Consider the following 25,233-nt stretch of genomic DNA (forward strand, 5'->3'; position numbering starts at 1 on the left):
GGGGGGGGGGGGCCCCCGGCGCCGCCCCGCCGCGGCCCCGGCGGCGCCGTCCGGCACCGACATGCTCCTGCGGCGGCGCGCGAACACCTTGTCTCCTTTCGGCTTTCGTCGTCTGGGTGGATCTGCCGGCCGCGTCGCACTCACGAGTCCTGGCGCGGCGACCCACACGACCAGGGCCTGGGTCAGGGACCGCTGCCGGCGGCGCTCGGGATCGCCGGTAACCGAGCGTGAAGGCACTCCCGCCGGCGTGGACGGGACCGACCGGGAGCCAACCCGCGCTTGCGGCGCCCACCCGGCGACCTCGGCCGTCCGGCTGGCCTGAGGACCCGGGCCGGCGGGTGGTCCGTTCAGCGGACAGCTCCGTCGGCCAGACCGGCGCGTTCGGCCACGCCCGCGGCCTCGGCGGCCAACGGCGGCACCTGCCGGCCAGGCGTACCGCTCAGGCTGGCTGACCCGACTCCGCGACGGCCGGTGCGGACAGAACTGGAGACACTACGGCCACTCCCTACGCCGGAATTACCCGGACAGGTTCAGGCGGTCGGCGGCGCCGGGTCTGCACCCAGCCGCCCTCTCAGCCTCCTTGGGTGGAAGCTCCCGCATCATCGTTCGGACAAAAGTACGGCACGATCGAACTTCCGCCAACCCTGCGAACCGGCCGCGGTCAGGAAGCGATGGCCGCGGGAGCGCCGCGCCGCGGCGGCACCCAGCCGCGCTCCCGCAACGCGCCGGTGAGCAGGGCAGCGGCCTCGTCGGGTGCCTGGCGCAGCAGGCGCGCCGGCAGCAGGACGACGAGCTCGCCGTCGGGCTCACGGCGCGTGAGCGGTTCGGTCACCGTCGTCGCGATCTGGGCCTGGACCGACCACGGTTCGAAGCGCACCCGCAGCCGGGAGACGGGCTCACCCGCCGGACCGTCCACCGAGCACAGCGCGGCGGGCAGGTCGTGGAGCTGCTCCAGCCGCCGCAGCCTGATCTCGGTGAGCCGGGGTGCGTCGGACTCGAGCACGTCGAGCGTCTCGGCGATCAGCGTCCGGCGGCTGATCGGGCCCCGCCGGGCCAGCGCTCCGCGCAGCCCGCCGAGGCTGACGACGCCCTGGAGCACCGCGTCGACGATGGATCTGTGCGCCTGGGCTCGCGTCGGTGCCCACTCGGCCATGTCGACGACCGACCGGCTCGGCGTCGTCTGCCGGGGCAGCCGCAGCGCGTCGATCTCGGAGGTTTCCAGCCGAGCGCTGTGCCGCACCTGGATGCCAGGTGGGGCGTTGACCCGGCGCGGGGCCGGAACCAGCACCGTCACCGGCTCCGTGGGGTGGCCCGCCAGCCCGGCGAGGGCGGCCGCGCAGCCCCCGGCGAGCACCGCGTCGGGACCGACGGCCTGCAGGGCGGCCCACAGCCGCTGCGGGTCGGCGGGCGGCGTGAGGTCCGTGACCAGCACGCCTCGGAACGGCTGCCGCCAGCGGCCCGCGGTCAGGTGCGCACGGATCTCGGTGCGGGGCAGGCCGGCCGCGACCGCGTCGCGAATCGTGATCACGCCAGCCTGCGTGAGGGCGATCTCCTGCCAGGAGAGTCGGCCAGGGATAAGGGCCATGAGAAGACGATGACGGTTGTGCCCGCGTTGATCCAGCATCTGGCCCGAGTTGTGGAAAACTTCTGTGGAAATCGGGCGTGTCAGGCCGGATCGCGGGGCGGAAACTCGATGCGTCGCCGCCCGCGCCGAGGTGGTCTGCCATCGCCAGCCTCGCCCGCGGGCCCCGGCGCGACGGGACCGCCGGCCGGTGGAGTGGTGATCGGCGGTGGTGGGGTCACCGGCGGTCGGGCCGTGGCCGGCGGTCGGGCCGTGATCGGTGGTGGGGTCGTGATCGGTGGTGGGGTGGTGGCCGGTGGTGGGGTGGTGACGGGGACCCAGCCGCTGGGGGCCGGCTCCTGGCGGGCGGCTGGCCCGGCAGGGCGCGGCCCACCGGTCGGCGGGCCTTCGGGAGGCAGCCGAGCTGCGGTGGACGGCCTCGCGGGCGGCCAGGCGGGCGGCCACGCGGGCGGTGCCGCGGCGGGTGGCGCGGGTCGTGGTGATGGCGCCGGTGGTGGTGCGGCGGTGGGCCTGGCTGGGAGGTAGGCCAGGTTGTCCATGGGTACCGGGGCGGGGTGCCGGGGCAGCGGTGGGGATGGCGGGGCGGCCTCGACGGGCCTCGGCGGGAGGTCGTCGGCCCAGGCGGCCGGCCAGGCCGCCGACGGTGCCATCGCGGCCGGCGGAGCGGCGAACGGTGGTGCCAGCCCGGCGGCGGTGCGGGCCGCCGTCCAGCGGTCCACCGGGGAGACCCGGGGGAGCAGCACGGTGCCGGGGTTGCAGTCGCCCAGCGTCACCCGGTCCGGCCCGTCGATCGCGCTGACCAGCAGGAAGGCGGTGGTCGGCAGAGTCTGCACGGTGGTCGGTTCGACAAGGAACTCGTACACCCGCTGGGAGGTCTCGCCGTCGGTCGTCGAGTCGCTGAGCGAGGCGTTCACGGTGCGCTGCCAGGTCTGCGACCGTGACGTCGTCACGGACTCCTGCCAGCCGGTGTTCGTCGAGGTGTTCTGCAGCCAGGGCAGGATGCGGGTGCGGTCGTAGGTGCGGCCGGTGCCGCCGCTGGTCCCGGTGGTGTCGGAGACGCCGTCCTGGCTGCCGACGCTGTCGCTGTCGCCGACGGTGAAGCTGCGCCCGACCTGCGCGGTGACCTGGGACAGGACGAAGCGGTGCCCGCGGCCGATGAACTCCGCGGCGGTGGTGGCGTCCTTGCCGTTGCCGAGCCGCATGATGATCGTCGAGCCGCCCTGCTCGCCGAGCAGGCGTTCGGCGTCGTCCGCGAGCCGTTCGAACAGCAGCACCAGACGCACCCCGGCGATCTCGGCGTGCCGGCTCAGGCTGGTCAGTACCGGTCGGCCGAGCTGATCCGCCCCGGCGACGACGAGCATGTCGTGACCGGCGCCCGGCATCATCGGGCGGTGCCGGAGCTGGTGGAACACGGCCTGGACGGCGAGTCGGTCGGCGAGCTCCTTCAGGTGCGGGGCGGAGCCGCGGCTGGAGGTCGCCAGTACCCGCAGGCCGCGCACCGGCCACCAGGCCGAGAGCCGCCGCGGGCGCGCGCCCGGGTCGTTGCCGCCGGCGGTGGCCGGCCGGCCCGCGGTGTCCGCCGGCGCGGCCGGCGGGCAGAGGGCCTCCAGCGACGAGCGCAGGTAGCGCAGCTCGTCGGCGACGCGGTCGCCGCGGCCGAACGCGTTCATCCTGCCGACGACGGCGCCGGCCTCGGCGGGCGTCAGGGCGCTGGCCGCCCGGCCGTCGTCGAGGCCTTCCAGTACCCGCAGGCCCTCGGTGAGTCGGCGGAAGGTCAGCCAGGGGCCGAGTACCTCGATGACCGCGTTCAGCAGGTCGGCGTGCAGGGCCCGCCGATGATGGTCGGGCTCGTTCTCCCGGCCCGGGGTGAAGGCGTCGGCGACGAGCTCGGCGGCCTCCCGCGGCGCGAGGCCGTCCAGCAGCCCCACCTCGTCGAGCTGGTGGGGCAGGTCCCACGATTCGACGGGGCAACGGGCCTGGCCGGCGAGTCGTGCCAGGCCGCCGCCGACGGTCCGTTCACTGAGGTCGACCAGCAGGATCCCGGTGCCGCCGCCGAGCACGGAGCTGCCGGCGGTCGCGAGCAGGCTGGCCCAGCCGTTCCCGTCGCCGCCGAAGACGTCGACCCGCGGTGTCGCGGTCGGGCTGGTGACCGGGTAGAAGGCGCTGTTCGCGGCCCGTCGGCGCTGCTCGGCGTCATTGTGCGCGGCCACGGTGCTCCGCCAGGCGGTCATCGCCTCCTCGTGCGCGGCGCGGGCCTTCGCGGTGAGGGTGATCGTGCGGGTTCGGGCGCGGGCGAGCTGTGCGTGCCGCACCAGCGGGGCGGACCCGGCGAGCAGCGCGAGCGCACCGCCTGCGGGGACGAACAGCAGTCCGCCGGTGGTGGCCAGCACCGTGCCGAACAGGATGAACGCCGCGGGCAGCAGCATCCTGATCCAGGTCGCGCGGATCGCGCGGCGGCGTCGGTCGACCAGCGCGGGCAGGTCCGGCAGGTCCGGCTGGGCCCAGGTGGGTGGCTGGTCCGCGAGCGGGCTCGGCACGGGCGGTCCGCCGTCGACGAACTCCCAGCCCCAGCGTTCGACCGGGACGAACAACCGGTGCGCGAGTCGAGACTCCGCGGTCAGCAGGGCCGCGTCCCCCATCATCGCCCCCAAGAAGCCCGTGTCGGCCGTACCACCGCGGCGGCTGGGGCGCCGGCCGCGGGACGCCAGGTGGATCCGGGGGCCGGCACGCGCCGTGGCGAATACGCATCCCTACGGTCACAGTATGGCGTCTTGTGTCCGCTCTGTCGCGTTCCGCCGCTCAGCCGGCGGACGGGGGCGCGCCGACCAGGTCGGCGATCTGGTCGGCCAGGTCTGTCAGCCCGGGGCCGGCACAGGCCGCCGCGAGGGCGGTGGCGAGGCAGGCCGGGTCCGTGCCGCCGGCGAGCGTCCGCACCGCGTCGAGCAGGCCGCTGGCCGACACGTCGCCGACGCTCACCCGGTCCGCGCCGCCGGCGTAGATCGGGCTGCCGCGAAGCCAGTCGAGCTGCCCGCCGAGAGTGTCGCCGGTGATGGCGAGGCCCCGCTCGCGCCAGGACGCGGTGAGCGGGTGCGGCCCGGCCGCGGCACCGGACCGGCGCACGGCGTCACCGAGGGCGAGGCGGACGTCCTGCCACCGATAGACCCCGGCGGTGAGCCGCCGCGGGTCGGCCGCGTCGTCGACCGGGCCGGACAGGTCGGTCGGGCTGGCGGCCAGCAGCCGGCGCAGGGTGCCGCGCAGGGCGTCGGCGAACTCGTCGGGGTCGACGAACGTACGCAGCAGCGGTCCGCGCGCACCCGCGGACCGGTCGACGGCGTGCGCCAGCAGGCAGTCCAGCCGCCGCGGCGGCTCGGCGGCGAGGGTGGCACGCAGGGCCTGCGACGGGGCGAACGGCGGCAGTCCGAGCAGGTGGGCGAACCCCATCACCTGGTGCGCGGCGACCGCCTCCACCCACAGCACCAGCCGGGGATCGGCGGCGGCGAGCGCCGCCGTCTCCGTCTCCTCCAGGCTGCACGGCCGGCCGGACACGCAGGCAGCGCCGCAGTGCGCGCTGCGCCGGCCGGCCAGCGGCACCCGGTCGTGGCGGGCCGGCTCCGGCGTCTCCCGGGCGTCGCCGGCGACCATCTGGGCCAGGACGGGCCGGTCCATGCCGTCGATGCTGACCGCGGCCACCCCGGGGGGCAGGGAGACGACGACCTCGGACTGTTCCGGGCGCAGGTTCATCGTCGCGCCGACGGCCTCGCGGTCGTCGGCGGCGGGCAGCCGGTGCATCACCTTCAGAGCGGTGTTCTTGATGACGTCGGGCAGGATCTTCGCCGGGATCTGCTCGACGACGACGAGTCCCTCGCCGTAGGCCCGGATCTCCGCGAGCAGCGAGGCGAACAGCTCGACGGCTGCCGCAGCCGGGCCGTCGGTGACGTTCTTGAGCAGCCGGTGCGCCTCCTCGACGACGAGGACGTGGCGCAGCCCGCCCGCGCCCGTCGCGCCGAACCGGACCCGCAGGTGCTCGACGATGCGGATGAGCACCGCCCCGAGCAGGAACGCCTTGTCCTGGTCGCTGGTGATGTCCTCCAGCTCGATGACGGCGTTGCGGGTCAGCAGCGCGCCGATGTCGAGCGGGTGACCGCCCTCGAAGAACCGGCCGGGGCTGCCTTCGCGCAGGCTGCCGATGCGCACGTCGACGAACCCGCGGACGTCGGCAGTGACCTCCGCGCCGTACCCGATGTCCTCCACCACCCGGGTGGCGGTGCGTTGCAGGTCGCCGAGGGTCGGGTAGCGCCGGCCCGCCTCGACCAGGGGGTCCGCGTCGGGACCGGCGATCCGCAGCCGCGGCCGGTGCGCCGGTTCCGGCCGGTCGAGGACCAGGTTCCAGCCCAGGTCGCGGTAACAGGCGGTGAGCGCGCGCGCGAGGACCTGGGGGAACGGCTCGTGCGCCTCGAAGGCGGCGAGGAACAGCGCGCGGACCAGGTCGACGTGGCTCTGCAGTGGGAAGCCGGCTTCCGGCTCCAGCGGGTTCAGCGACGCCGGCGGCGCGTCGAGCCGCCCTGGTCGGATCACCAGGACCTCGCCCCGCCCGGCCCGACCGTCGGCGGGGTCGGCGCCGAGCGCGGGACCGGTGAGGTCGGCGAGGCGCCCGGCCATCCGGGCGTACTCCGCCTTCGCGGGTTCGAGCACCAGCCACGGCACCGGCCGCGGCGCCCGCGTCAACGACTCCAGCAGGGACCGGACGGTCTGCGACTTGCCGGAGCCGGTGGCGCCGCAGACGAAGGCATGGCGGTTGAGGGTGGCGCGCGGGACGGCGAGCGCGCCGGCCGGTGACCAGCCGGCGTCGATCACCTCGCCGAGGCGCACCGCCTCCGGCTCCCCGTTGGGATCCGCCGGTCCGGCGCGGTCCGGGCCCTCCGGGGTGACGTCGAACGTGTGCGGGGTGACGAGCGTGATGCCCGGCAGTTCCCGGGCGGGCGGACGCGCCAGTGCGGCGAGCAGTTCCGCCCCGGCCCGCAGCGGGGCGGGGGCGGCCGGCGGGCGGGCCGCGAGCGCCTGCGGCAGGGAGCTCACCGGGCCGGCCGGGCGCAGCGTGTACGGCAGTTCGTCGAGGTCGCTGGAGCTGCACAGCAACGCGGCAACGGAGAACGCGCCGGCCCTGCTCCCCCCGCCGACGAGGATCTGGACGTCCCACATGCCGCTGGCCGCGGCCCGGCCGAGCTCCCGGTGGCGCCGTTCGGCTCGCTCCAGGTCGAGGCGGGCGTCCTGGTCGTCCTCCCGGCGGCGCAGCGTGGGGATGGCCCGGCCGAGTGCGTCGCGTTCCGCGTCGAGGTGGTGCGCGGGCACCGGCCAGGCGAGCACCAGCCAGGCGAACGGGCCGGTGAGATGGGCGGCGTAGTCGTCGAACGAGCCGCGCCGGGGGGCGGCGGGTTCCTGGGCGTCCGGGCCGCTGCCGGACGCCGAGGCCCACAGGGCGTCCGGCGTTCCGGCGCAGTGCAGCCAGAACGGCAGCCGCGCGAGGTCGGCGGGCACGGTGCCGGGGGGCATCGGCCGCGCCGTCGAGCCGGGCGGGTAGAGCAGCGGGGCCGGCCGGCCGGTCGATCTTGGCCGTGCGCCCGGCCCCCGCGGTTTCCCCGGCTGGTGTAGGCCCGGCGGGGGCACGGCGGGGAACGGCGGAAGTGCCGGCAGCCCGGCGCCGTCCGCGGCCGGCCAGTCGTCGGCGGTGATCCATCCGGCGTCGCCGGTCGGTGTGCGCATCCCGGGCCAGGCCGCGAGGCCCCCGCCGGGGCGGGCGGCGGCGGGGCGTGCCGGCGGTGTGGGCAGGACCGGCGGTGTGGGCAGGACCGGCGGTGTGGGCAGGACCGGCGGTGTCGCCAGCGTCGGCGTCGGGTCGGCCGGGCTCGGGTCGGCCGGGCTCGGCGGGAAGTAGGGCCGGCCGCCGACGAGGAAGCGGATGTGGGCCTCGCCGGGGCCGCGAAGCCAGGCGACGGCGATGCCTGGCGCCGCGGGGCCCGGTTCGATCGAGGTCAGCTCGGCGTGGGCGCCGACGAGCGCGGCGAACAGCGCGGCCGGGACGGGATCGGGCCGGTCGCCCGGGTCGGGTCGGCGGGGCGCGCTGAGGACGCGGTGAAACAGGAAGTCGTCGAGCACGATCGGCTGGCCTGACTCGCGGGGCCGGATGCGGGCGGACGGAATCTATCACCCTCTGCGTGGCATTCGATCCAGATCGTGGTCATCATTGGTCGGATCAGATGGAGTTGCTGCTTTCCGGAGGTGTCCGGACGGCGCTGGTGGGCGAGTGGTGATGGGAGCGTGACGGATGATCCTGAGTTGTCCCTCGGCGGCGCCGAGGCGTGCGAGGCGAACAGGGCAGGCGTGGGGGCACCTGTCCCAGGACGGGGGCACGGGCGCGAAGTACCCCGGTTTCGGGGGGAAGCAGGCACGTATCGTCGTGGCCGGTGCGGTCTGGCCGCACCCCCGCGGCGCGGGCGAGAGCCTCGCGGGGAGCGCCGGCCATCGACAGCGTGACGCTGCCTCGCTCGCGGCGTTATCCCGGAAACCGGAGACATGGCCGATCACCGAAGCAGGCGGCAGCGGACGCGGCCACGCACAGACACGACGCGCGGCCGATCGATCGCCGTCGGTGTCGCGGCGGTCGGCGTGACGCTGGCCGTGGGCGCCGCGAGCGCTCTCCACTTCATCGGTTCCGGGCCCGAGGGTGGCAGTGCGCCGAGGTCCGCCATGAATATCCGGGCGGCGTCCACCGGGGCGTCCGTCCCGTCCGCGGCGACACCCGATCGTCTGCGGCCGAACCGGCTCGCCGGGCGGGCCGGTGCGCCGGCCAGCGCCGGCGCCCTGCCGGGTCTGGGCTCGGCCATCCTCGCCAGGATTCCGCACGAGTCGCTCCAGGTGATCATCGTGAGCGGCGCCGACCGCGACGCGAACACCAACAGCGTCACGCTGTGGCAGCGCGCGAACGTGGACGCCCTCTGGACGGCGTTCGGCACCCCGATCACCGGCCGTAACGGCGAGAACGGATGGACCACCACGCATCACGAGGGTGACCTGCGCAGCCCGATCGGTGTGTTCAGCCTGACGGCGGCCGGGGGCCGGCTGCCCGACCCGGGCACCGGCCTGCCCTACGAGTACCGGCCGTCCTACTACCGGACCGCCGCCCCGCAGGGCCTGCCGCTGGCCGACGCGTTCAACTACGTGGTCGCCATCGACTACAACCGCCTGCCCGGCCACCCGCCCTCGGACCCGACCCGGCCGCTGGGCGACGACGTGGGTGGCGACATCTGGCTGCACGTGGACCACCGCACGCCGACCCGGGGCTGCGTCGCCGTCCAGCAGGACGCCCTCGCGTCGATCATGCGCTGGCTGGCTCCGACGTCGCATCCGATGATCGTCATGGGGGACGCGCCGGACCTGGATCTCGAAACCTGACCAGGACGGCCGGCCCGGCCGGAAACCGCGTTCCCGGCCGGGCCCACGAGGCTGCTACGGCTTGTGCTGCTCGGCGTGGCCGCCGAACTGCTTGCGCATTGCGGAGAGGATCTTGTCCGCGAACAGGCCCTCCCCGCGGGAGCTGAACCGCTCGTAGAGCGACGCGGTCAGCACGTGGGCGGGGACACCCTCCTCGACCGCGGCCAGCACCGTCCAGCGGCCCTCACCGGAGTCCGAGACCCGGCCGCTGAACTCCGTCAGCTCAGGGTCGGCGTGCAGGGCGGTGGCGGTGAGGTCGAGCAGCCAGGAGGCGACGACGCTGCCGCGCCGCCAGACCTCGGAGATCGCGGCGGTGTCGAGGTCGTACTGGTAGTACTGCGGGTCGCCCAGCGGCGCCGTCTCGGCGTTGTGCTCGGCGGCCTCGCGGCCGATGTTCGCCTTGTCCAGGACGGCGAGGCCCTCGGCGAAGGCGGCCATCATGCCGTACTCGATGCCGTTGTGGACCATCTTCACGAAGTGCCCGGCACCGTTCGGCCCGCAGTACAGGTAGCCCTTCTCGGCCTGGGACGGCTCGCCGGTGCGACCGGGCGTGCGCTCGACCGAGCCCACGCCGGGCGCGATCGTCTCGAACAGCGGCTCCAGACGGGCGACGGTCTCCGCCTCGCCGCCGATCATCAGGCAGAAGCCGCGCTCCAGGCCGAACACGCCGCCCGAGGTGCCGACGTCCACGTAGTGCACGCCCTTCGCGGCCAGTGCCTGGGCCTGGTGGATGTCGTCCCGGTAGTACGAGTTGCCGCCGTCGATGATGATGTCGTCCGGCGCGAAGTGCTCGGCCAGCGCGGTCACCGTCTCACCCGTCAGCCCGGCCGGGACCATGACCCAGGCGGCCCGCGGCGGGCGCAGCGCCGCGGCGAACTCGGCGAGCGTGCTCGCCCCCGTGGCGCCCTCGGCCTCCAGGGCCTTGATGGCCTCGGGGTTCACGTCGTAGACCACGCACTCATGGCCGCCGCGGATCAGCCGGCGCACCAGGTTCGCGCCCATTCGGCCGAGTCCGACCATCCCGAGCTGCATCTCGTCTCCCCGCTCGTCTCGTTCGGCGGCCCGGACGGCGAGGTGCGCCGCGGCCGGGCCGTGCTTCGGCTCCTGCCATTGTTCCCGGCCAGCCGCCCGGCTCCCGGACGTGGTCGGCGCGCCCGTCCGTTCGGGCCGGGTGCTTCTCGTCACCGTCCGGCGGCGCGACCCCGCCGGGGGCTGCCACCCGCTCACGGTGCTACCCGATCCCGTGCGATCGGCTCACGGCGCGACCCGCCGGCGGACGGTCGGGGCGGTTTCGCGCAGCGCCGACCGGCCTGGCCGGTTCACCGTAGCCGTCCGCGTACCGTGCGACGGTCCGACCCGGCAATTCCGACCCGGCAATACTGCCGTGGCCAGGTAACGACACGGGGTCGGCCGGGTAGCGGGCCGGCAGCGGGGGAGGGCGGTAGGCGTGGATGAGGACACGAACGTTGACGTGATCGTGATCGGCGCGGGGCCGGCCGGGGAGAACGTGGCCGGGCGCTGCGCGGATGCCGGGCTTGCCGTGGCGGTCGTCGAGCGGGAGCTCGTCGGCGGCGAGTGCAGTTACTGGGGCTGCATTCCCAGCAAGACGCTGATCCGCCCCGGCGAGGTGCTGGCCGCGGCCCGCCGGGTGCCCGGGGCCGTCTCGGCGGTCATCGGCACGGCGGATGCCGTCGCGGCCTTCGCCCGGCGGGACTGGATGGTCAGTGACTACTCCGACGAATCCCAGGTGCCGTGGCTGACCGACAAGGGGGTCGAGCTCGTCCGCGGCGTCGGCCGGCTGACCGGCCGCCCGCGCGAGGTCGAGGTCACCGCGGCCGACGGCGCGCGGCGGCTGCTGCGGGCGTCCCGGGCGGTCGTGGTGGCCACCGGGACGCGGGCGACGATCCCGCCCATCCCGGGCCTGGCCGACGCGCAGCCGTGGGACAACCGCACCGCGACCGGCGCCCACACCGTGCCGCGGCGGCTGGTGGTGCTCGGCGGCGGCGCGGTCGGCGCCGAGCTCGCCCAGGCGTTTCGCCGACTCGGCAGCGAGAAGGTCACCCTGGTCGAGGGCTCGCCCCGGCTGCTGGCCCGGGAGGAGGAGTTCGCCGGCGAGCAGGTGGCGGTGTCGTTCGCGGCGGACGGCATCACGGTGCTGGTCGGCACCCGGGTGAGCGAGGTCCGCCGGGCCCGGACCGACGTCGACCAGCCCCTCGGCCCGGTCACCGTCACCCTCGACCGCGGGCACCGGCCGGCCGGCACCGACGTCAATACCAGCGCCGCCGCAGATGGCGAGGCGCCGACGTCCCTCGAGGCGGACGAGATCCTGGTGGCCGCCGGTCGTACCCCGGCGACCGCCGAGCTGGGACTTGCCGCGTTCGGGCTGCGCCCGGACGGGTTCATCGAGGTCGACGATCAGCTGCGCGCCGTCGGCGTCGCCGACGGCTGGCTGTACGCCGTCGGCGACGTCAACGGCCGCGCCCTGCTGACGCACATGGGCAAGTACCAGGCGCGGATCGCCGCCGATGTGATCACCGGCCGCCGGGATCCGGCCGGGCAGGCCGCGCGGGATGTCGCCGACGGGTCCGCCGTGCCGCGGGTGACCTTCACCGACCCGCAGGTCAGCGCGGTCGGCCTGACTGAGCGGGCGGCGCGCGCGGCGGGCCTGTCGGTCCGCGCCGTCAGCGTGGCCACCGGCGGGGTCGCCGGGGCGTCCGTACGCGGCGAGGGAACTGCCGGAACCTCGATGATCGTGGTGGACGAGGCGCGCCGGGTCCTCGTCGGCGCGACGTTCACCGGACCGGACACCCAGGAACTGGTGCACGCGGCGACGGTCGCGATCGTCGGGGAGGTGCCGCTGGAGCGGCTGTGGCATGCCGTGCCCTCGTTTCCGACGGTGAGCGAGGTCTGGCTGCGCCTGTTGGAGGAATACGGCTTGTGAGTCGGGGGGGGGGGGGGGGGGGGGGGGGGGGGGGGGGGGGGGCCGCGCCGGGGGGGGGGGGGGGGCGCGGGGTCCGTCACGCGGGGGGGGGCGGCCCCCCCGCGGCGCCTCCCGCCGCCCCGAGCGCGAGAACCGCGAACTTCTGGTGGACGGCGCCCACGTCAGCGAGATACCGACGTGGGCGAAACCCTCGACGTCAGGGCGATGACACCGGGCGAACATGGGATCAGGTGAACACCGAGACCCCGCCCGGACCGATGAGCAGGCCGACGACGATGAGCGCGATCCCGTAGAGCAGACCCCCGCGCACGATCGTGACGATTCCAGCGATGACCAGCACCACGGCGATCAGCCAGAGAAAAAATGCCATGCCGACTCCCTTCCGCGGTCGGCACCGGTAAAACCCTCGGGCGCACCGTGGCGAAATACTGTTTTGCCCGGCGCAGGTCAGCCGGCGGTTGCCCGGTGGGAAGTCAGCCGGCGGCCGGGGCCGGGTCACGCCGGTCGGTGTGGGCGGCGCGGCGCACGTCGGGCGCGCCGAGGCGGGCGGCATCCGCGGTGACGTCGTCGGCCTGTTCCTGGGCGGCCCGTTCCGCCGCGACCCGGGCCAGGTAGTGCTCGACCTCCCGGTCGCGGGCCGCGGCGTCCCAGCCCAGCGTGGGGGCGATCAGCTCGGCGACGGCGGGGGCCGCCTCGACGCCGCGGTCGCGGGTCTCGATGGAGATCCGGGTCCGGCGGGTGAGCACGTCGTCGAGGTGCAGGGCGCCCTCGTGGGTGGCCGCGTACACCGCCTCGGCGCCGAGGTAGCTCGGTGCCCCGGGCAGCGGCAGGGCGAGCTGCGCGCGGGTCGCGGCGAGCGCCAGCACCTCCTCGGCGAGCGTGCCGTAGCGGTGCAGCAGGTGCTCGATCCAGTCGACCCCCAGCCCGGAGCGGCGCGCCAGGGTCTGCCGGGCGTTCCACAGCGCCGGGTAGCCGTCCGCGCCGAGCAGCGGGATCTTCTCGGTGCACGACGCGGGAACCGGCCGGTCCATCCCCCGCACGGCGGCGTCGACGGCGTCGGCGGCCATCACCCGGTAGGTCGTGTACTTCCCGCCGGCGACCATCGTCAGGCCGGGCACGGGCGAGACGACCGCGTGTTCCCGGGAGAGCTGGGTGGTGTCGTCGGACTCGCCGGCCAGCAACGGGCGCAGGCCGGCGTAGACGCCGATGATGTCGCCGGTGGTCAGCGGCGTGCGCAGCACCCGGTTGACGGTTGTGAGCAGGTAGTCGATGTCGGCGCTGCTGGCGACCGGGTGGGCGCGGTCGAGGTCCCACTCGGTGTCCGTGGTGCCGATGATCCAGTGGTCGCCCCAGGGGATGACGAACAGGACGCTGCGCTCGGTGCGCAGGATCAGCCCGGTCTCGCCGTGGACGCGGTCGCGCGGGACGACGATATGCACGCCCTTCGAGGCGCGGACGGTGAGCGGCCCGGGGGTGCCGACCATCGACTGGATCTCGTCCGTCCACACCCCGGTCGCGTTGATCGTCTGCCGCGCCCGCAGCGCGATCTGTTCGCCGGTCTCGACGTCGAGCACGGTGACGCCGCTGACCCGGTCGCCGTCGCGCAGCAGGCCGGTGACGCGGGCGCTGGTCGCCACGCTGGCGCCGTAGCGCGCCGCGGTGCGGGCGACGAACAGGGTGTGCCGGGCGTCGTCGACCTGGCCGTCCCAGTACTGGATCGCGCCGACGAGGGCGTCCGGGCGCAGCGACGGGAAGACCCGCAGGGCGGCCTTGCGGGTGAGGTGGCGGTGGTGCGGCATGGTGCCGTCGCCGCCCGGGCCGATGCGGGCCAGGCCCTGGCCGAGGGTGTCGTAGAGCAGCACCCCGCTGCCGATGTAGGCCCGTTCCCAGCCGTGGCGGGTCAGCGGCAGCAGGAACGGGACGGTGCGGACGAGATGCGGCGCGAGGGTGTCCAGCAGCAGCGATCGTTCCCGCAGCGCCTCGCGGACCAGCGGGGCGTTGAGCTGCTCGAGGTAGCGCAGGCCGCCGTGGATGAGCTTGCTCGACCGGCTGGACGTGCCGGCGGCGAGGTCGCGGGCCTCGACGAGGGCGACCGACAGGCCGCGGGTGGCGGCGTCGAGGGCCACGCCCGATCCGGTCACTCCGCCGCCGATCACGGCGATGTCCATCACCTCGGTGCGCATCCGCTGCAGGGCCTCGGCGCGGCGGGCGGGTTCGAGGCTCGCGGGCGGCGCTGTGGGCCTGGTCGGCGTCATGATGGCGATCCTCCTTCGTGCCTGCGTGGTGCGTGCTGACGGTGTACGGCCGTTGCGGCGTGGCCGTCTCCATCGTGCCGGCTGGCGGTGACGAACGCCTGTGCGCAGGTGAACGACGGGCGTCGACGGGACGGCGCGACGGCGCTGGCCGGAGTTTGTCGAGCGACGCACGACCGGGTCGTGGAGTACTACGGTCTGTCTGTCCGGACCCTCCCGCCCCTGCGACGAGGCCGACAGATGGGTGCGACCACGTGGACCTGACCTACTCTCCGGCCGCGGCGGAGTTCCGCGCCGAGCTGCGGGCGTGGCTTGCCGCGAACATCCCCGCGCGGTGGGCCGCGCCCGGGTTCTGGGCGTCGCTCGACGAGGACGAGGCGTTCGACCTGCGCCGCGACTGGGAGCGCCGCAAGGCCCTGGCCGGCTTCGCCGGGGTCGACTGGCCGGTCGAGTTCGGCGGGCGCGGAGGCACTCCGGCGATGGCGGCGATCCTCGACGAGGAGCTGGCGCGGGCCCGCGCCCCGCGGTCGGTGAACACCCTCGGCCTGACCTTCCTGGCGCCGACCCTGATGGCCGTCGGCACCCCCGAGCAGAAGGCCGAGATCATCGGTCCGCTGCTGCGCAACGAGGTGATCTGGTGTCAGGGGTTCTCGGAGCCCGGCGCCGGCTCGGACCTCGCGGCCCTGCGCACCCACGGCGAGCGCGACGGCGACGAGTTCGTCGTGAACGGCCAGAAGGTGTGGACGACGTTCGCCCGCCGCGGCGACCAGATCTTCACCATGGTGCGGACGGAACCGGGTTCCAGCCGGCATCGCGGGCTGTCCCTGCTGCTGATCGACATGCACGCGCCCGGGGTGGAGGTCCGCCCGATCCGGCAGATGAGCGGCGTCAGCGAGTTCGGCGAGGTCTTCTTCACCGATGTGCGGGTGCCTGCGGCGGCCTGCGTCGGGGGTCTCGGCAACGGCTGGGCGACGGCGATGCTGCTGCTGTCGTTCGAGCGTGGCGCGTCCGCGATCGGCCAGTACACCGACTACCTGCGCGCCTTCGAGGAGATCGTGCGGGTCGCCCGGGCGCTGGGACGGGACGGCGACCCGGTCGTGCGCCAGGAGCTCGCGCGGCGCCGGGTCGAGCTGGAGTGCCTGCGCTACCACTCGCTGCACGTGCTCACCGAGGTCGAACAGGGCCGCGATCTCGGCTTCGCCTCGTCGGTGACGAAACTGCAGTGGTCGCAGGCCTACCAGGGGCTGTTCGAGACGTTCGACGAGCTGCTCGGCCCCGACGCGGCGCTCGTGCGGCCGACGGCGGACGTCGACCTGACGGCGCTGCGCCGGGAGAGCTTCTGGACCAGGTCGGTGACGATCTGGGGCGGCTCGTCGCAGGTCCAGCGTTCGATCGTCGCCGAGCGGGTGCTCGGTCTGCCGCGTGGGTCCTGACCACCCGCTGGCCCCACCATCGCTGGCCCGACCGCCCTGGGCGCCAGCCGCCTCGTGTCCCCGTCCCGTGCCGTCAGGAGACCACCGACCGTGTTCTTCGCCCTGACCGACGAGCAGCGTGCGCTCGCCGCCTCCGTCCGTGACCTGCTCGCCGGCCGCTTCGACCTGGCCGCCGTGCGGGCCGTGTTCGACGACCCGGCCGGCGACGGCCATCCGCTCGACCTGTGGAAGACGATCGGGGAGCAGGGCTGGCTGTCCGTGCGGGTACCGACGGAACACGACGGTCTCGACCTCGGCCTGGTCGACGTGCAGGTGATCGCCCGGGAGTTCGGCGCGGGCGTCGTGCCCGGGCCGTGGGCGGCCACCGTCCTCGCGGGCGAGGCGGTGCTGCGCGCCGGCGGCCCGGAGCAGGCCGCGGCCGTGCTCGGCCCGCTCGCCGCCGGTGACCTCGTCGCGACCGTGGCGCTGCGCGGGCCCGGCGGCGGTCCCGGGCCGGACGGCGTCGCCGTGCGTGCCACCGCCGCGGGACGGCTCGACGGGATCGCGTCGGGCGTCGAGTACGCCGGAGTCGCCGATCTCGTCGTGGTCGCGGCGATCGAGGGGCCCGGCCCGTCGGCCGCCGGCACCGGTCCGGGCCTCGGGCTGTACCTGCTGGACCCGACGGTCGCCGGGGTGACGATCGAGCCCCAGGCGGCCCCCGACGGCACGACCCGCCTGGCCGCGCTGACGCTCGCCGGCGCGGCGGCGACGCGACTGCCCGGTTCGGGCGCCGCCGCCCTCGCGGACCTGCGGCGTCGTGGGGCCGTGCTGGCCGCCGCGGACCTCGTCGGCCTCGCCCGCGCGGCGCTGACCCGCACCGTCGCCTACGACACCGACCGGGTCCAGTTCGGCCGACCGGTCGGCTCCTTCCAGGCGGTGGCACATCACCTCGCCGACCTGCACGTCGCCGTCACGATGGCCGAGCACGCCGTGCTCTACGCGGCGCACGCACTGGACGCCGGCCGCCCGGACGCCGACCTCGCCGTCGCCGTCGCCAAGAGCAAGGCGAACCAGGCCGGTGCGGACACCACCGCCGCCATGATCCAGTACCACGGCGGGATCGGTTATACCTGGGAACACGACGCTCATTTCTTCTACAAACGCGCACGGCGCCTCATCGCCGCCTTCGGCGACAGCCAGTGGCACCGAGAACAGGTCGCGCGGCTGACGATCGACTCCGTGGGCTGATTGTCCCGCCGCGCCGAACCCTGAGTTCGATCACCGGCGGCGATCCTTCCCGTTTTTCGGTCGGCCGGCGGCGGGCCGACATCTGACACTGCGCGGTCAGCTGCCCCGGGCGCTCCGCCCGGTTGCCGGATCCCCCACACTTATGCGACATGAACGGACGCTCCGTGCAGGCGCTGTCAGCGGTGATAGTTCGATGCACGGCTCAGTTGCGGGTCGCGCAGATCGGATTCCTGCTGTTTTTCGGCATGGTCTGGGCCGGCTGGTACCGCGACCATCCGATCGCGGTGGTGGCCATGGCGGTGCTGGTGGCCTGGGGTCTGCTGCTGGCGCTGCTCCGGCGCGGCCCGCGACGGGCGTACGTCGTCGCAGACGCGATCGTGTCCGGGCTCGCCGCCGCCACCACGACCTGGATCACTCCGGCCGAGTCGCGGGGCGACCCGGCGTCCGTCGTGTTCGTCGTCGTGCTCACCGTCGTGGTCGGCGCGGCCTTCTCGCACAGCCGGCGGCTGTTCGTGGCCATCCTGGCGACACTGGCCGTCGCGCAGCTTGCCAGCGCCGTGGGACACCGACCCCAGGTCTTCGCCTCCACGGCGATCATGGTCGTGGTCGCCGTGCTGGTGCGCCGGGCCGTCGACCGGCTGCGCCGGGTCGCGATCGAGGCCGACAGACAGCGCCGCGCCGCCGCCGCCCGCCGCCGAAGACTGCTGGTCGCCGAGGGCCGCGAGCGCGACACCCGGGAGCAGGAGCGGCTGCTGCACGACACCATCCTCAACACGCTGACCGGGCTCGGCATGAGCGTGGACCAGCCGGTGGAGCTGCTGCGCCGGCAGTGTGACCACAGTGTCCGCGTCGTCGAGGAACAACTGGCCGGCCGGGCGGAGCCGGGCGTCGGTGTCCTCGAACGCCTCGCCCAGGTCGTCAGCGCCGCGTCCGTCGACGGCCTGCGCGTCACGCTGGTCCGCGTCCCGCCCACCGCGCAGGCGGGTACGGCGCGGCCCGGCGCGGCTGAGTCGGTCGGTGACGAGTCGGTCGGGGACGAGTCGGTCGGGGACGAGGCGGTGGGGGAGGGACCGGGCGGCGATCCGGCGGCGCTGATACCGGACGAGGTCGCGACGGCCGTCGCCGCCGCGGCGGGCGAAGCGCTGCGCAACGTGCGTTCCCACGCCGGCGTCGCGCACGCACGCGTCGAGGTGGCGCTGAACCCGGGTGACCTGTGCGTCCGCGTCGTCGACGAGGGGCGTGGTTTCCAGCCGGAGCTGGACGCCGCCGGTGGGCAGCGGCTCGGCCTGCGCAACTCGATCGTCGCCCGGATGTGGGCGGCCGGCGGTCGGGCCGAGATCTGGTCGCGACCCGGCCGCGGCACCCAGGTCACCCTGAGCTGGGAGGCTCCACCGGCGGAGCCGGCCGAGGCGCTCGCCGCCGCGCCGCTGGCCGAACAGCTCACCATCGCGGCCCGCCGGGCCTTCGCGGTCGCCGTCGTCGTCGGCTGGCTCGCCGCCCTCGTCCCCGTGATCCTGCACCGTGACCAGACCCGCTCGTTCGCGGCCGGGCTGGCGGTCTGGCTGGTGACCGCGGTGGTCATCGCCGTGACCGCGCGGGTCGTGGCCCGCCGGGCGCTGCGCCGCGGCGAGGCCCTCGGCGTCCTGCTGGTCGCCATCGCCTCGGCGGTCGCCGGGGCCGTCAACACCGTCGAGCTGCCCGGCCACCTGGTCGTCAGCTGGGGCACCACGATGGTCAACCCGCTGCTGGTGGCACTCGCCGTGCTCACCCGGCGGGCCCGGGAACGGTACGCCGCGGCCGCGCTGGCGGCGGTCGCGATGGCCGCGATCGTCCTCGGCCTCGGTGGCTGGGGCAACGAGCTGGTGATGGCCCGGCTCGGCGCGGCGATCTACGCGCTGGTGATCCTCCAGCTGTTGGTGACCATGTTCGGACCGGTCCTGCGCGCCAGTGCGCAGCAGCGGGCGCGCGCCGCGGACCTCGACGTCGAACTCGTCAGCCGCCGGGTCCTGGGCCGGGCGGTGCGGCGGGACCGCCAACTGCGGCTGAAGGAGCTGGACGCCCGGTTCCTGCCGCTGCTGCGCGACATCGCCGCGGGTCGGCTCGATCCCGCCGACCCCGACGTCCGTGCCCAGTGCACGGCCCGGGCCCGCGCGCTGCGCCGCGACCTGACCGGCGCCGGGCCGGCCGCGCTGCGGCGGCTGACCGGGCCCATCGAGGAGGCCGAGGCGCGGGGCATCGCCGTCACCGTCCAGACGGTCGGCGAACTCATGGTCATCCCGGAGGCGGTGCGGGGGGAGTTCCTCGCCCGGATCTCCGCGGTGCTCTCCGCCGTCCGCCACGGCCCGGTGCTGCTCACCGCCTACGTCGACGACTCCGGGGCGAACGTCTACCTCACCTATCCCGCCCGCTCGGCAGCGCGCCCGCCCGCGGAGCGCGCCGCGGCTGTCTCGTCGGCGGCAGCGACCTCCCCCGCGGAGGCAGCCGTGGGGCGCCGCGGCGGGGGACGGCCAACCCGGCGCGCGGCGACGCTCGCGGACTTCGGCCGCACCGGCGAGTTCGGCCCCGGTGGTTCCGGGCTCGTCCGCGGCGGCGGGACCATCGGGGACGGCGTCGTCTGCGTGGAGATGCACTGGTCCGCGGCCGAGGCGGTGGGCGACGCTCCGCCCGCCCCGCGCCAGCCCGGGCAACCCGTCGAGACCGGTCGGCCGGCGGGGCGGACGCTCGCCGCGGCGGGAGCTGGCGGGTCCGGCGGCCCGGACGCGCTGATCGCCATCGCCGGCCTGCGTGGCTCCGGTCGGAGCGGCGAGGACGTCAGGCAGTCATCGCCCGATCGAACAGCCGGGTGGCGGCGGCGAGCGCCGCGCGGCGCTCGCTAGCGACGAGGCCGATCCGCGTCCGGCGGTCCAGCAGATCAGCCGCGTCGAGGGCGCCTTCGTGACGCACGGCGAACAGTAGTTCCGCCCCTGTCACCGACAGGCCGGTGGCGATCGGCGCCAGCAGGTCCGGGTCGTCGTCGCCGAGCGCGAGCACCCGGGGGGCCTCCGTTCCGTACCGCTCGACGAGGCGGCGGGGCGCTGCCACGTCGGCGAGCGCCGCGCGGGGGGCCGCGCCGACCAGCCCGACCTGGCGGGTCCGGCAGGGCCCCGCGAGCAGACCCGTGACCGCGAGAGCCGCGTCCACCGCGTCCGCGGCCATCCGCCGGTAGGTGGTGAGCTTCCCGCCGACGACGGTGACCAGGCCGTCGGGGCCGGTGTGCACGAGATGACGCCGGGACAGGTCCGCGGTGCGCCCGCCGGCCGCCGCGCCGCCGTCGAGCAGCGGGCGCAGGCCGGCGAAGGCGCCGAGCACGTCGGCGCGGTCCAGCGGGGCGGCGAGCACCGTCGACACGACGTCGACCAGCTGGGTGATCTCCTCCTCGGCGGGCTCGGGAACGTCGGTGACCTGGTCCACCGGGACGTCGGTCAGCCCCACGTAGACACGGCCGTCCCCCTGCGGCAGGACCAGCGCGAACCGGTCGAGCTCCCCGGGCATCGGCACGGACAGCGCGCCGCCGCGGGCGAGGGCGTCGCAGCGCACCACCAGATGGGTCCCGCGGCTCGGCCGCAGCCGGACGGCGGGCGCCAGGGTCGGTGCCCAGACCCCCGTCGCGTTCACCACCGCGCGGGCGCGCAGCGTGAACTCGCCGCCGCCAACGCCGTCCCGAACGGTCACCTCGAAGCCACCGCCACCGGGCCGGGTCCGGCCCTCGACGTGCCGCACGGCCAGCCGGGTGAGGATCCGGGCGCCGAAGCCGGCGGCGCTGCGGGCCAGCGCGACGACGAGCCGGGCGTCGTCGACGAGCTGGCCGTCCCAGTACACCAGCCCGCCACGCAGCCCGGTCTCCCGCAACGCCGGGGCGATCCCGAGCGTCTCCACCGCGGTCAGCCGCCGGGGTGTGGGCAGCACCGCGCGCGGGGTGCCGGCGGCGCGGCGCAGCGCGTCGCCGACATGCAGGCCGGCGTGTACCAGGGCCGCGGTCGGCCGCGACACCTGCGGGGTCAGCGGGGTCACCATCGGCAGCGCCCGGATGAGGTGCGGCGCGGTACGCCGCATCAGGATGTCGCGTTCCACGGCGCTCTCCCAGGCCACCGGGAGATCGCCGTGGGCGAGGTAGCGCAGCCCGCCGTGGACGAGCTTCGAGCTCCACCGGCTCGTCCCGAAGGCGAGATCATGGGCCTCGACCAGGGCGACCCGCAGCCCCCGCGACGCGGCGTCCAGCGCGGCCCCGGCCCCGGTGACCCCGCCGCCGACCACGATCAGGTCCAGCCGCTCACCGCCGGCGAGGGCGGCCAGCTCCCGTTCCCGCCGGCCGGCGTTCAGGGAGGTGTCCCCAGGCGGGAACGCCCCGGTCGCGGTGCTCACGACGCGGCCTCCCCGCTGACGGGCGGCGTTCCCGAGGCCGGCGGCTGTGCGGCTGGTGGTGTCTGTGAGTCCGGTGGTGTCTGTGAGTCCGGTGGTGTCTGCGGGGCCGGTGGTGTCTGTTGGGTCGGTGGAGCGAGGTAGGTGCGCAGCAGATGGCGCAGCTCGGCCACCTGGGTGTCGGCGGGGACGGTGCCACCGAGCGCGCCCGCGGACAGCACGAACGACTGCACGACGAGCAGCAGCATCACCGCCAGCGCCTCGGGGTCGGCGCCCCGCACCGCCCCGTGCCGCGCGGCCGGGCCGAGCTGCGTGGCCAGCAGATCCACGATCATCTGCTGGGTCGCGCCGCGGCGCTCGGTCAGGTAGGGCAGCAGCAGCTCCGGTTCGGTCTCGATGATCCGCAGGTAGACCGGATTCGTCCGGAACGCCTCGACGGTCGCGACGATCTGCCCGACGAGGCTGTCGAGGGTGCCGTGGTCCGGATCGTGCGCGGCCAGGTTCGCCGCCTCGGTGACGATCCGGCTCCACTCCCGGGTCATCACGTCCCCGAGGAGGGTGCGCAGGTCGGGCCAGCGCCGGTAGAGGGTCATCCGACTCATCCCGGCGCGGCGGGCGACCTCGGTGAGCGTGGTGCGGCGCACCCCGACCGCGAGCAGGGTCGCGGTCGCCGCGTCGAGGACCGCCGCCTCGCCCGGCCACCGCCCGGGCCGCGGGCCCGCCTGGACGGCCGGGCCGACGTCGACGTCGCGGTCGAGGTCGAGGATCACGCGTTCCTCCCATCCCCGGGAGGCCGACCTGGCCGGCGGGCCGGCGGGCCGGCGTCGGGTATGCCATCGTGGATCGAGCCTGTGTGACAATGTTACGTCTACTGTCACATCGGCACGGGCGGGAGTCCATCCGGATCGATCAGGTGTACCGGAGGCGACGTTGACGAGCACCGATGCATCCCGCGGAATCGCCGCTACCGAACCCGTCTGGTGGGGATGGGGTCCGGCGGTGGCCCACGACCCGCTGCCGGAAACCACCCGCCGCCTGCTCGCCTACCTGGGTATCACCGGCCAGCCCAGTCCCCCCGTCGCCCTCGACGAGGTGCGCCTGCCGCCGGCCCGACTGCCGGTGTCGGCCCGGGCGGCGCTCGTGGAGGTCGTCGGCGCCAGCCACGTTCGCGACGACCGGGAGACGCGCGTGCGGCACTGCCGCGGCCGTTCCACCTCCGACCTGCTGCGGCTGCGGGCCGGCGACGCCGCCGCCGCGCCCGACGCCGTCGTCCTGCCCGCCGGCCACGACGAGGTGCTCGCCGTGCTGCGGGTCGCGACCCAGGAGCGGATCGTCGTCGTGCCCTACGGCGGCGGCACGTCCGTCGTCGGCGGCCTCGCGCCGTCCGGGCACGGCGACCGGCCCGTGATCGCGCTCGACCTGTCCCGGCTGGACCGCCTGGGCCGGGTCGACCGCGAGTCCAGCACCGCCGAACTCGACGCCGGCCTGCGCGGCCCGCGGGCCGAGGCGCTGCTCGCCGAGGAAGGGCTCACCCTCGGGCATCTGCCGCAGTCGTGGGAGTACGCCTCGATCGGCGGTTTCGCCGCCACCCGGTCCAGCGGCCAGGCCTCGGCGGGCTACGGCCGTTTCGACGACCTGGTCGTCGGGCTGCGCGTGGCCACGCCCGCCGGCTCCTGGGAACTCGGCCGCGCGCCCGCGTCGGCGGCCGGGCCGGACCTGCGCGAGCTGGTCCTCGGCTCCGAGGGCGCCTTCGGCGTGATCACCCAGGTGGTGGCGCGGGTGCGGCCGCTGCCGGCCCGGCGCCTCTACGAGGGCTGGACGGTGCCCGACTTCGCCACCGGAACCCGGCTGCTGCGTGCCCTGGCCGTGCGCGACCTGCGGCCCACCGTGTGCCGGCTGTCCGACGAGACCGAGACGCTCGCCGGCCTGGCCGGGCCGCCGCGCCAGCACGACACGACCAGGCGCGGCTCCCTCGAGGGCGCCGACAGAACCGGCACCGACCTGGACAGCGGCCCGGCGGCGGCCCTGGACGGCGCCGCGGCCGGCGGCGGCTGCCGACTTGTCGTCGGCTACGAGGGCGCCGGTCCGGCGGTGGAGCGCCGCGCCGCCCAGGTCACGGTCGTGCTGCGGGCGGGCGGGGCGCGCCGGCTCGAACCGGCGGCCGGCACCGACTGGGAACTCGGCCGGTTCCGCGCGCCGTACCTGCGCGACGCCCTGCTCGACCTCGGGATCTTCGCCGAGACGCTGGAGACCGCCGGATTCTGGTCGGCGCTGCCGGCGCTCTACGCCGACGTGCGCCAGGCACTGACCGACAGCCTCGGCGCCGCCGGGCTGTCCCCGGTGGTCATGTGCCACATCTCGCACCTGTACGAGAACGGCGCGTCCCTCTACTTCACCGTCGTCTGCGCCCAGGGCGGCGATCCGATCCGGAGCTGGCACGCGGCGAAGACGGCGGCGGGCGACGCGATCATCGCCGCCGGTGGCACGATCACCCACCATCACGCCGTCGGGACCGACCATCGGCCCTGGCTCGGCGCCGAGATCGGCGGGCTCGGGGTGGAGGTGCTGCGCGCGGTCAAGCGGACCCTGGACCCCGCGGGCATCCTGAACCCGGGCGTCCTCGTCGAGTAACGACTGGCCAGTGACCGTTCGTCGTGACCCAGCGCTATGATCCATTTGCCGTCTGCTGATGTCTCTGTCGTGAACGGGGTATACCGACGGCATGCAGACCCTCGGAGCGGTCATCGTCGCCTTCGCGCTCATGCTGATTCCGCTGATCATCGTGGGTGGGGCGCTGACGTGGGTCTACCTGCGGTGCGCCCCGCTGCGGGCCGCCAACGCGCGCTCAGCCGCCCGGGCCCGGCCCGCCGGTCACCCGGCCGCCGCGGCCGCGGCCCCGGTCCGTCCACCCGATCCGGCGATCCCCGACATGTCCGGCCGTGGCCTCCGCCAGGATGAGGGACATGAGCAGCACCGCAGCGCGGTCTTCCGCCACGGCCTCCGCTCCGGCGGCGCCGCCGGAACGGTCGGCCGCGGCAGCCGCGGCCGTCGCGCCGGGCGCCGGTGGGCACGCACCGGACGTCGGGCCACCCACGACGCGGGGACTCGTCGTCATCGGGCCCGGAGCGAGTTTCGGCGCTGAGCTGCTGCGCCGCTACGGCCGGGAGGGATTCGCCCTCGGCGTCGTCTCGCGTTCGGCGGACACTCTGAGCCGCGTCCGGGACGAGCTCGCGCCGGCCGGGCTGGCCGTCGCCGGCGCCGTGGCCGATGTCACCGACGCCCCGGCGCTGACCCGCGCGGTCGAACAGCTCTCGGCGGAGATCGGCGGGCTGACGGTCTGCGTGTACAACGCCAAGCTCAGCATTCGCGGCGCCGCCCTCACCGTGTCGCCGGCGACGCTCAACCAGACCCTCGCGGTGAACATCACGGGCGCGCTCGCCGCCATCCAGGCCGCCGTCGGGCCGCTGGAGGAACGCCCGGCGGCCACCATCCTGGTCACCTCGGCGAGCCCGCGGACCCAGCCGGTGGCCGGCCGGTTCACGCTGGCCGTCGGTAAGGCCGGCCTGGCCGCCCTCGCCGAGGCGCTGCGCCCGACGCTCGCCGCGCGAGGGATCCGGCTGCGCACCGTCGTACTGGACGGACGGGTGGCGCCGACCGGGCCGCTGCGGCCCGAGGCGGTCGCCGACCACTTCTGGCAGGCGTTCGCGGCGCCCCGCGGTGACATGTTCCGGCTGGCACCGGCCAGACGGGACACCTCGGTGGCGCAGCTCCCCCTGGAGGTGTGAGCTGGCCAGGACGCGGTGCCCGCCGCGCGGTGGGTCGCGGACGTGCCACGTCACCGCGGTGGGTGGGCGCGGGTCGGCAATCCGACATGTCTGTCAGTGAGGCGATCGCACCCGACAGGGTGCGCAA

15 protein-coding genes and 1 riboswitch are annotated in these 25,233 nt (G+C 75.3%); of the genes, 7 read left to right on the forward strand and 8 right to left on the reverse strand.

Annotated features, from left to right (window positions below; genetic code table 11):
* Window positions 1–485 precede the first annotated feature (485 nt).
* Window positions 486–608: riboswitch (TPP riboswitch) on the reverse strand.
* A 53-nt stretch (window positions 609–661) separates the two neighbouring features.
* The 3 genes from MXD60_RS08235 to MXD60_RS08245 all read right to left on the reverse strand — a co-directional run bounded on the left by MXD60_RS08235 (window position 662) and on the right by MXD60_RS08245 (window position 7,735).
* The gene (locus MXD60_RS08235) at window positions 662–1,585 is read right to left on the reverse strand and encodes a type IV toxin-antitoxin system AbiEi family antitoxin domain-containing protein (RefSeq protein WP_248818400.1); all 924 of its coding nucleotides are present in this window, start codon (window positions 1,583–1,585) and stop codon (window positions 662–664) included.
* Between the two features lie 80 nt (window positions 1,586–1,665).
* On the reverse strand, window positions 1,666–4,221 hold the full coding sequence (locus MXD60_RS28675; protein WP_283098020.1) for a hypothetical protein: 2,556 nt from the start codon (window positions 4,219–4,221) through the stop codon (window positions 1,666–1,668).
* 160 nt (window positions 4,222–4,381) lie between these two features.
* The gene (locus MXD60_RS08245) at window positions 4,382–7,735 is read right to left on the reverse strand and encodes a helicase HerA domain-containing protein (RefSeq protein ID WP_248818401.1); all 3,354 of its coding nucleotides are present in this window, start codon (window positions 7,733–7,735) and stop codon (window positions 4,382–4,384) included.
* Between the two features lie 510 nt (window positions 7,736–8,245).
* Here MXD60_RS08245 and MXD60_RS08250 point away from each other — a divergent pair.
* The gene (locus tag MXD60_RS08250) at window positions 8,246–9,031 is read left to right on the forward strand and encodes a L,D-transpeptidase family protein (protein WP_248818402.1); all 786 of its coding nucleotides are present in this window, start codon (window positions 8,246–8,248) and stop codon (window positions 9,029–9,031) included.
* A gap of 54 nt (window positions 9,032–9,085) precedes the next feature.
* Here MXD60_RS08250 and gnd read toward each other — a convergent pair whose 3' ends face one another.
* Entirely contained in the window at window positions 9,086–10,102 is a 1,017-nt protein-coding gene (gnd, locus tag MXD60_RS08255) for a phosphogluconate dehydrogenase (NAD(+)-dependent, decarboxylating) (RefSeq protein ID WP_248818443.1), read from the reverse strand.
* Window positions 10,103–10,517: 415 nt separating this feature from the next.
* On the opposite strand from gnd, the gene MXD60_RS08260 reads away from it, so the two are divergent.
* Window positions 10,518–12,011 (forward strand): dihydrolipoyl dehydrogenase family protein, encoded by a 1,494-nt coding sequence (locus MXD60_RS08260; protein ID WP_248818403.1) that lies wholly within the window; start codon window positions 10,518–10,520, stop codon window positions 12,009–12,011.
* 226 nt (window positions 12,012–12,237) lie between these two features.
* Here MXD60_RS08260 and MXD60_RS08265 read toward each other — a convergent pair whose 3' ends face one another.
* Complete coding sequence (locus MXD60_RS08265; protein WP_248818404.1) at window positions 12,238–12,381, reverse strand: GPGG-motif small membrane protein; 144 nt, start codon at window positions 12,379–12,381, stop codon at window positions 12,238–12,240.
* A gap of 103 nt (window positions 12,382–12,484) precedes the next feature.
* Window positions 12,485–14,266, reverse strand: a complete 1,782-nt coding sequence (locus MXD60_RS08270; RefSeq protein WP_248818405.1) for a glycerol-3-phosphate dehydrogenase/oxidase — start codon at window positions 14,264–14,266, stop codon at window positions 12,485–12,487.
* 251 nt (window positions 14,267–14,517) lie between these two features.
* Here MXD60_RS08270 and MXD60_RS08275 point away from each other — a divergent pair, with 251 nt between their 5' ends.
* The 3 genes from MXD60_RS08275 to MXD60_RS08285 all read left to right on the forward strand — a co-directional run bounded on the left by MXD60_RS08275 (window position 14,518) and on the right by MXD60_RS08285 (window position 19,799).
* Complete coding sequence (locus tag MXD60_RS08275) at window positions 14,518–15,696, forward strand: acyl-CoA dehydrogenase family protein (RefSeq protein WP_248818406.1); 1,179 nt, start codon at window positions 14,518–14,520, stop codon at window positions 15,694–15,696.
* Window positions 15,697–15,786: 90 nt separating this feature from the next.
* On the forward strand, window positions 15,787–16,923 hold the full coding sequence (locus MXD60_RS08280; protein ID WP_248818407.1) for an acyl-CoA dehydrogenase family protein: 1,137 nt from the start codon (window positions 15,787–15,789) through the stop codon (window positions 16,921–16,923).
* A gap of 206 nt (window positions 16,924–17,129) precedes the next feature.
* Window positions 17,130–19,799, forward strand: a complete 2,670-nt coding sequence (locus MXD60_RS08285) for an ATP-binding protein (RefSeq protein ID WP_248818408.1) — start codon at window positions 17,130–17,132, stop codon at window positions 19,797–19,799.
* On the opposite strand, the gene MXD60_RS08290 is transcribed toward MXD60_RS08285, so the two are convergent.
* Complete coding sequence (locus MXD60_RS08290; RefSeq protein ID WP_248818409.1) at window positions 19,735–21,324, reverse strand: glycerol-3-phosphate dehydrogenase/oxidase; 1,590 nt, start codon at window positions 21,322–21,324, stop codon at window positions 19,735–19,737. The genes MXD60_RS08285 and MXD60_RS08290 overlap by 65 nt on opposite strands.
* A complete protein-coding gene (locus MXD60_RS08295) occupies window positions 21,321–22,091 on the reverse strand; it encodes a TetR/AcrR family transcriptional regulator (protein WP_308222405.1) in 771 nt (256 codons plus the stop codon). Before MXD60_RS08295 ends, MXD60_RS08290 begins: the two co-directional genes overlap by 4 nt.
* Window positions 22,092–22,251: 160 nt before the next feature.
* Between MXD60_RS08295 and MXD60_RS08300 the strand changes: the two genes are divergently transcribed.
* Window positions 22,252–23,952, forward strand: coding sequence for an FAD-binding oxidoreductase (locus MXD60_RS08300; RefSeq protein WP_248818410.1), 1,701 nt, complete (start codon window positions 22,252–22,254; stop codon window positions 23,950–23,952).
* Window positions 23,953–24,284: 332 nt separating this feature from the next.
* On the forward strand, window positions 24,285–25,106 hold the full coding sequence (locus MXD60_RS08305) for an SDR family NAD(P)-dependent oxidoreductase (RefSeq protein WP_248818411.1): 822 nt from the start codon (window positions 24,285–24,287) through the stop codon (window positions 25,104–25,106).
* Window positions 25,107–25,233: the final 127 nt, after the last annotated feature.

The organism is Frankia sp. AgB32, assembly GCF_023243045.1.
GTDB lineage: Bacteria > Actinomycetota > Actinomycetes > Frankiales > Frankiaceae > Frankia.

Coding starts and splice junctions, on each gene's coding strand:
- MXD60_RS08235 (WP_248818400.1), bottom strand. CDS start 1,585: ATGGCCCTTATCCCTGGCCGACTCTCCTGGCAGGAGATCGCCCTCACG.
- MXD60_RS28675 (WP_283098020.1), bottom strand. CDS start 4,221: ATGGGGGACGCGGCCCTGCTGACCGCGGAGTCTCGACTCGCGCACCGG.
- gnd (WP_248818443.1), bottom strand. CDS start 10,102: ATGCAGCTCGGGATGGTCGGACTCGGCCGAATGGGCGCGAACCTGGTG.
- MXD60_RS08265 (WP_248818404.1), bottom strand. CDS start 12,381: ATGGCATTTTTTCTCTGGCTGATCGCCGTGGTGCTGGTCATCGCTGGA.
- MXD60_RS08270 (WP_248818405.1), bottom strand. CDS start 14,266: ATGACGCCGACCAGGCCCACAGCGCCGCCCGCGAGCCTCGAACCCGCC.
- MXD60_RS08305 (WP_248818411.1), top strand. CDS start 24,285: ATGAGCAGCACCGCAGCGCGGTCTTCCGCCACGGCCTCCGCTCCGGCG.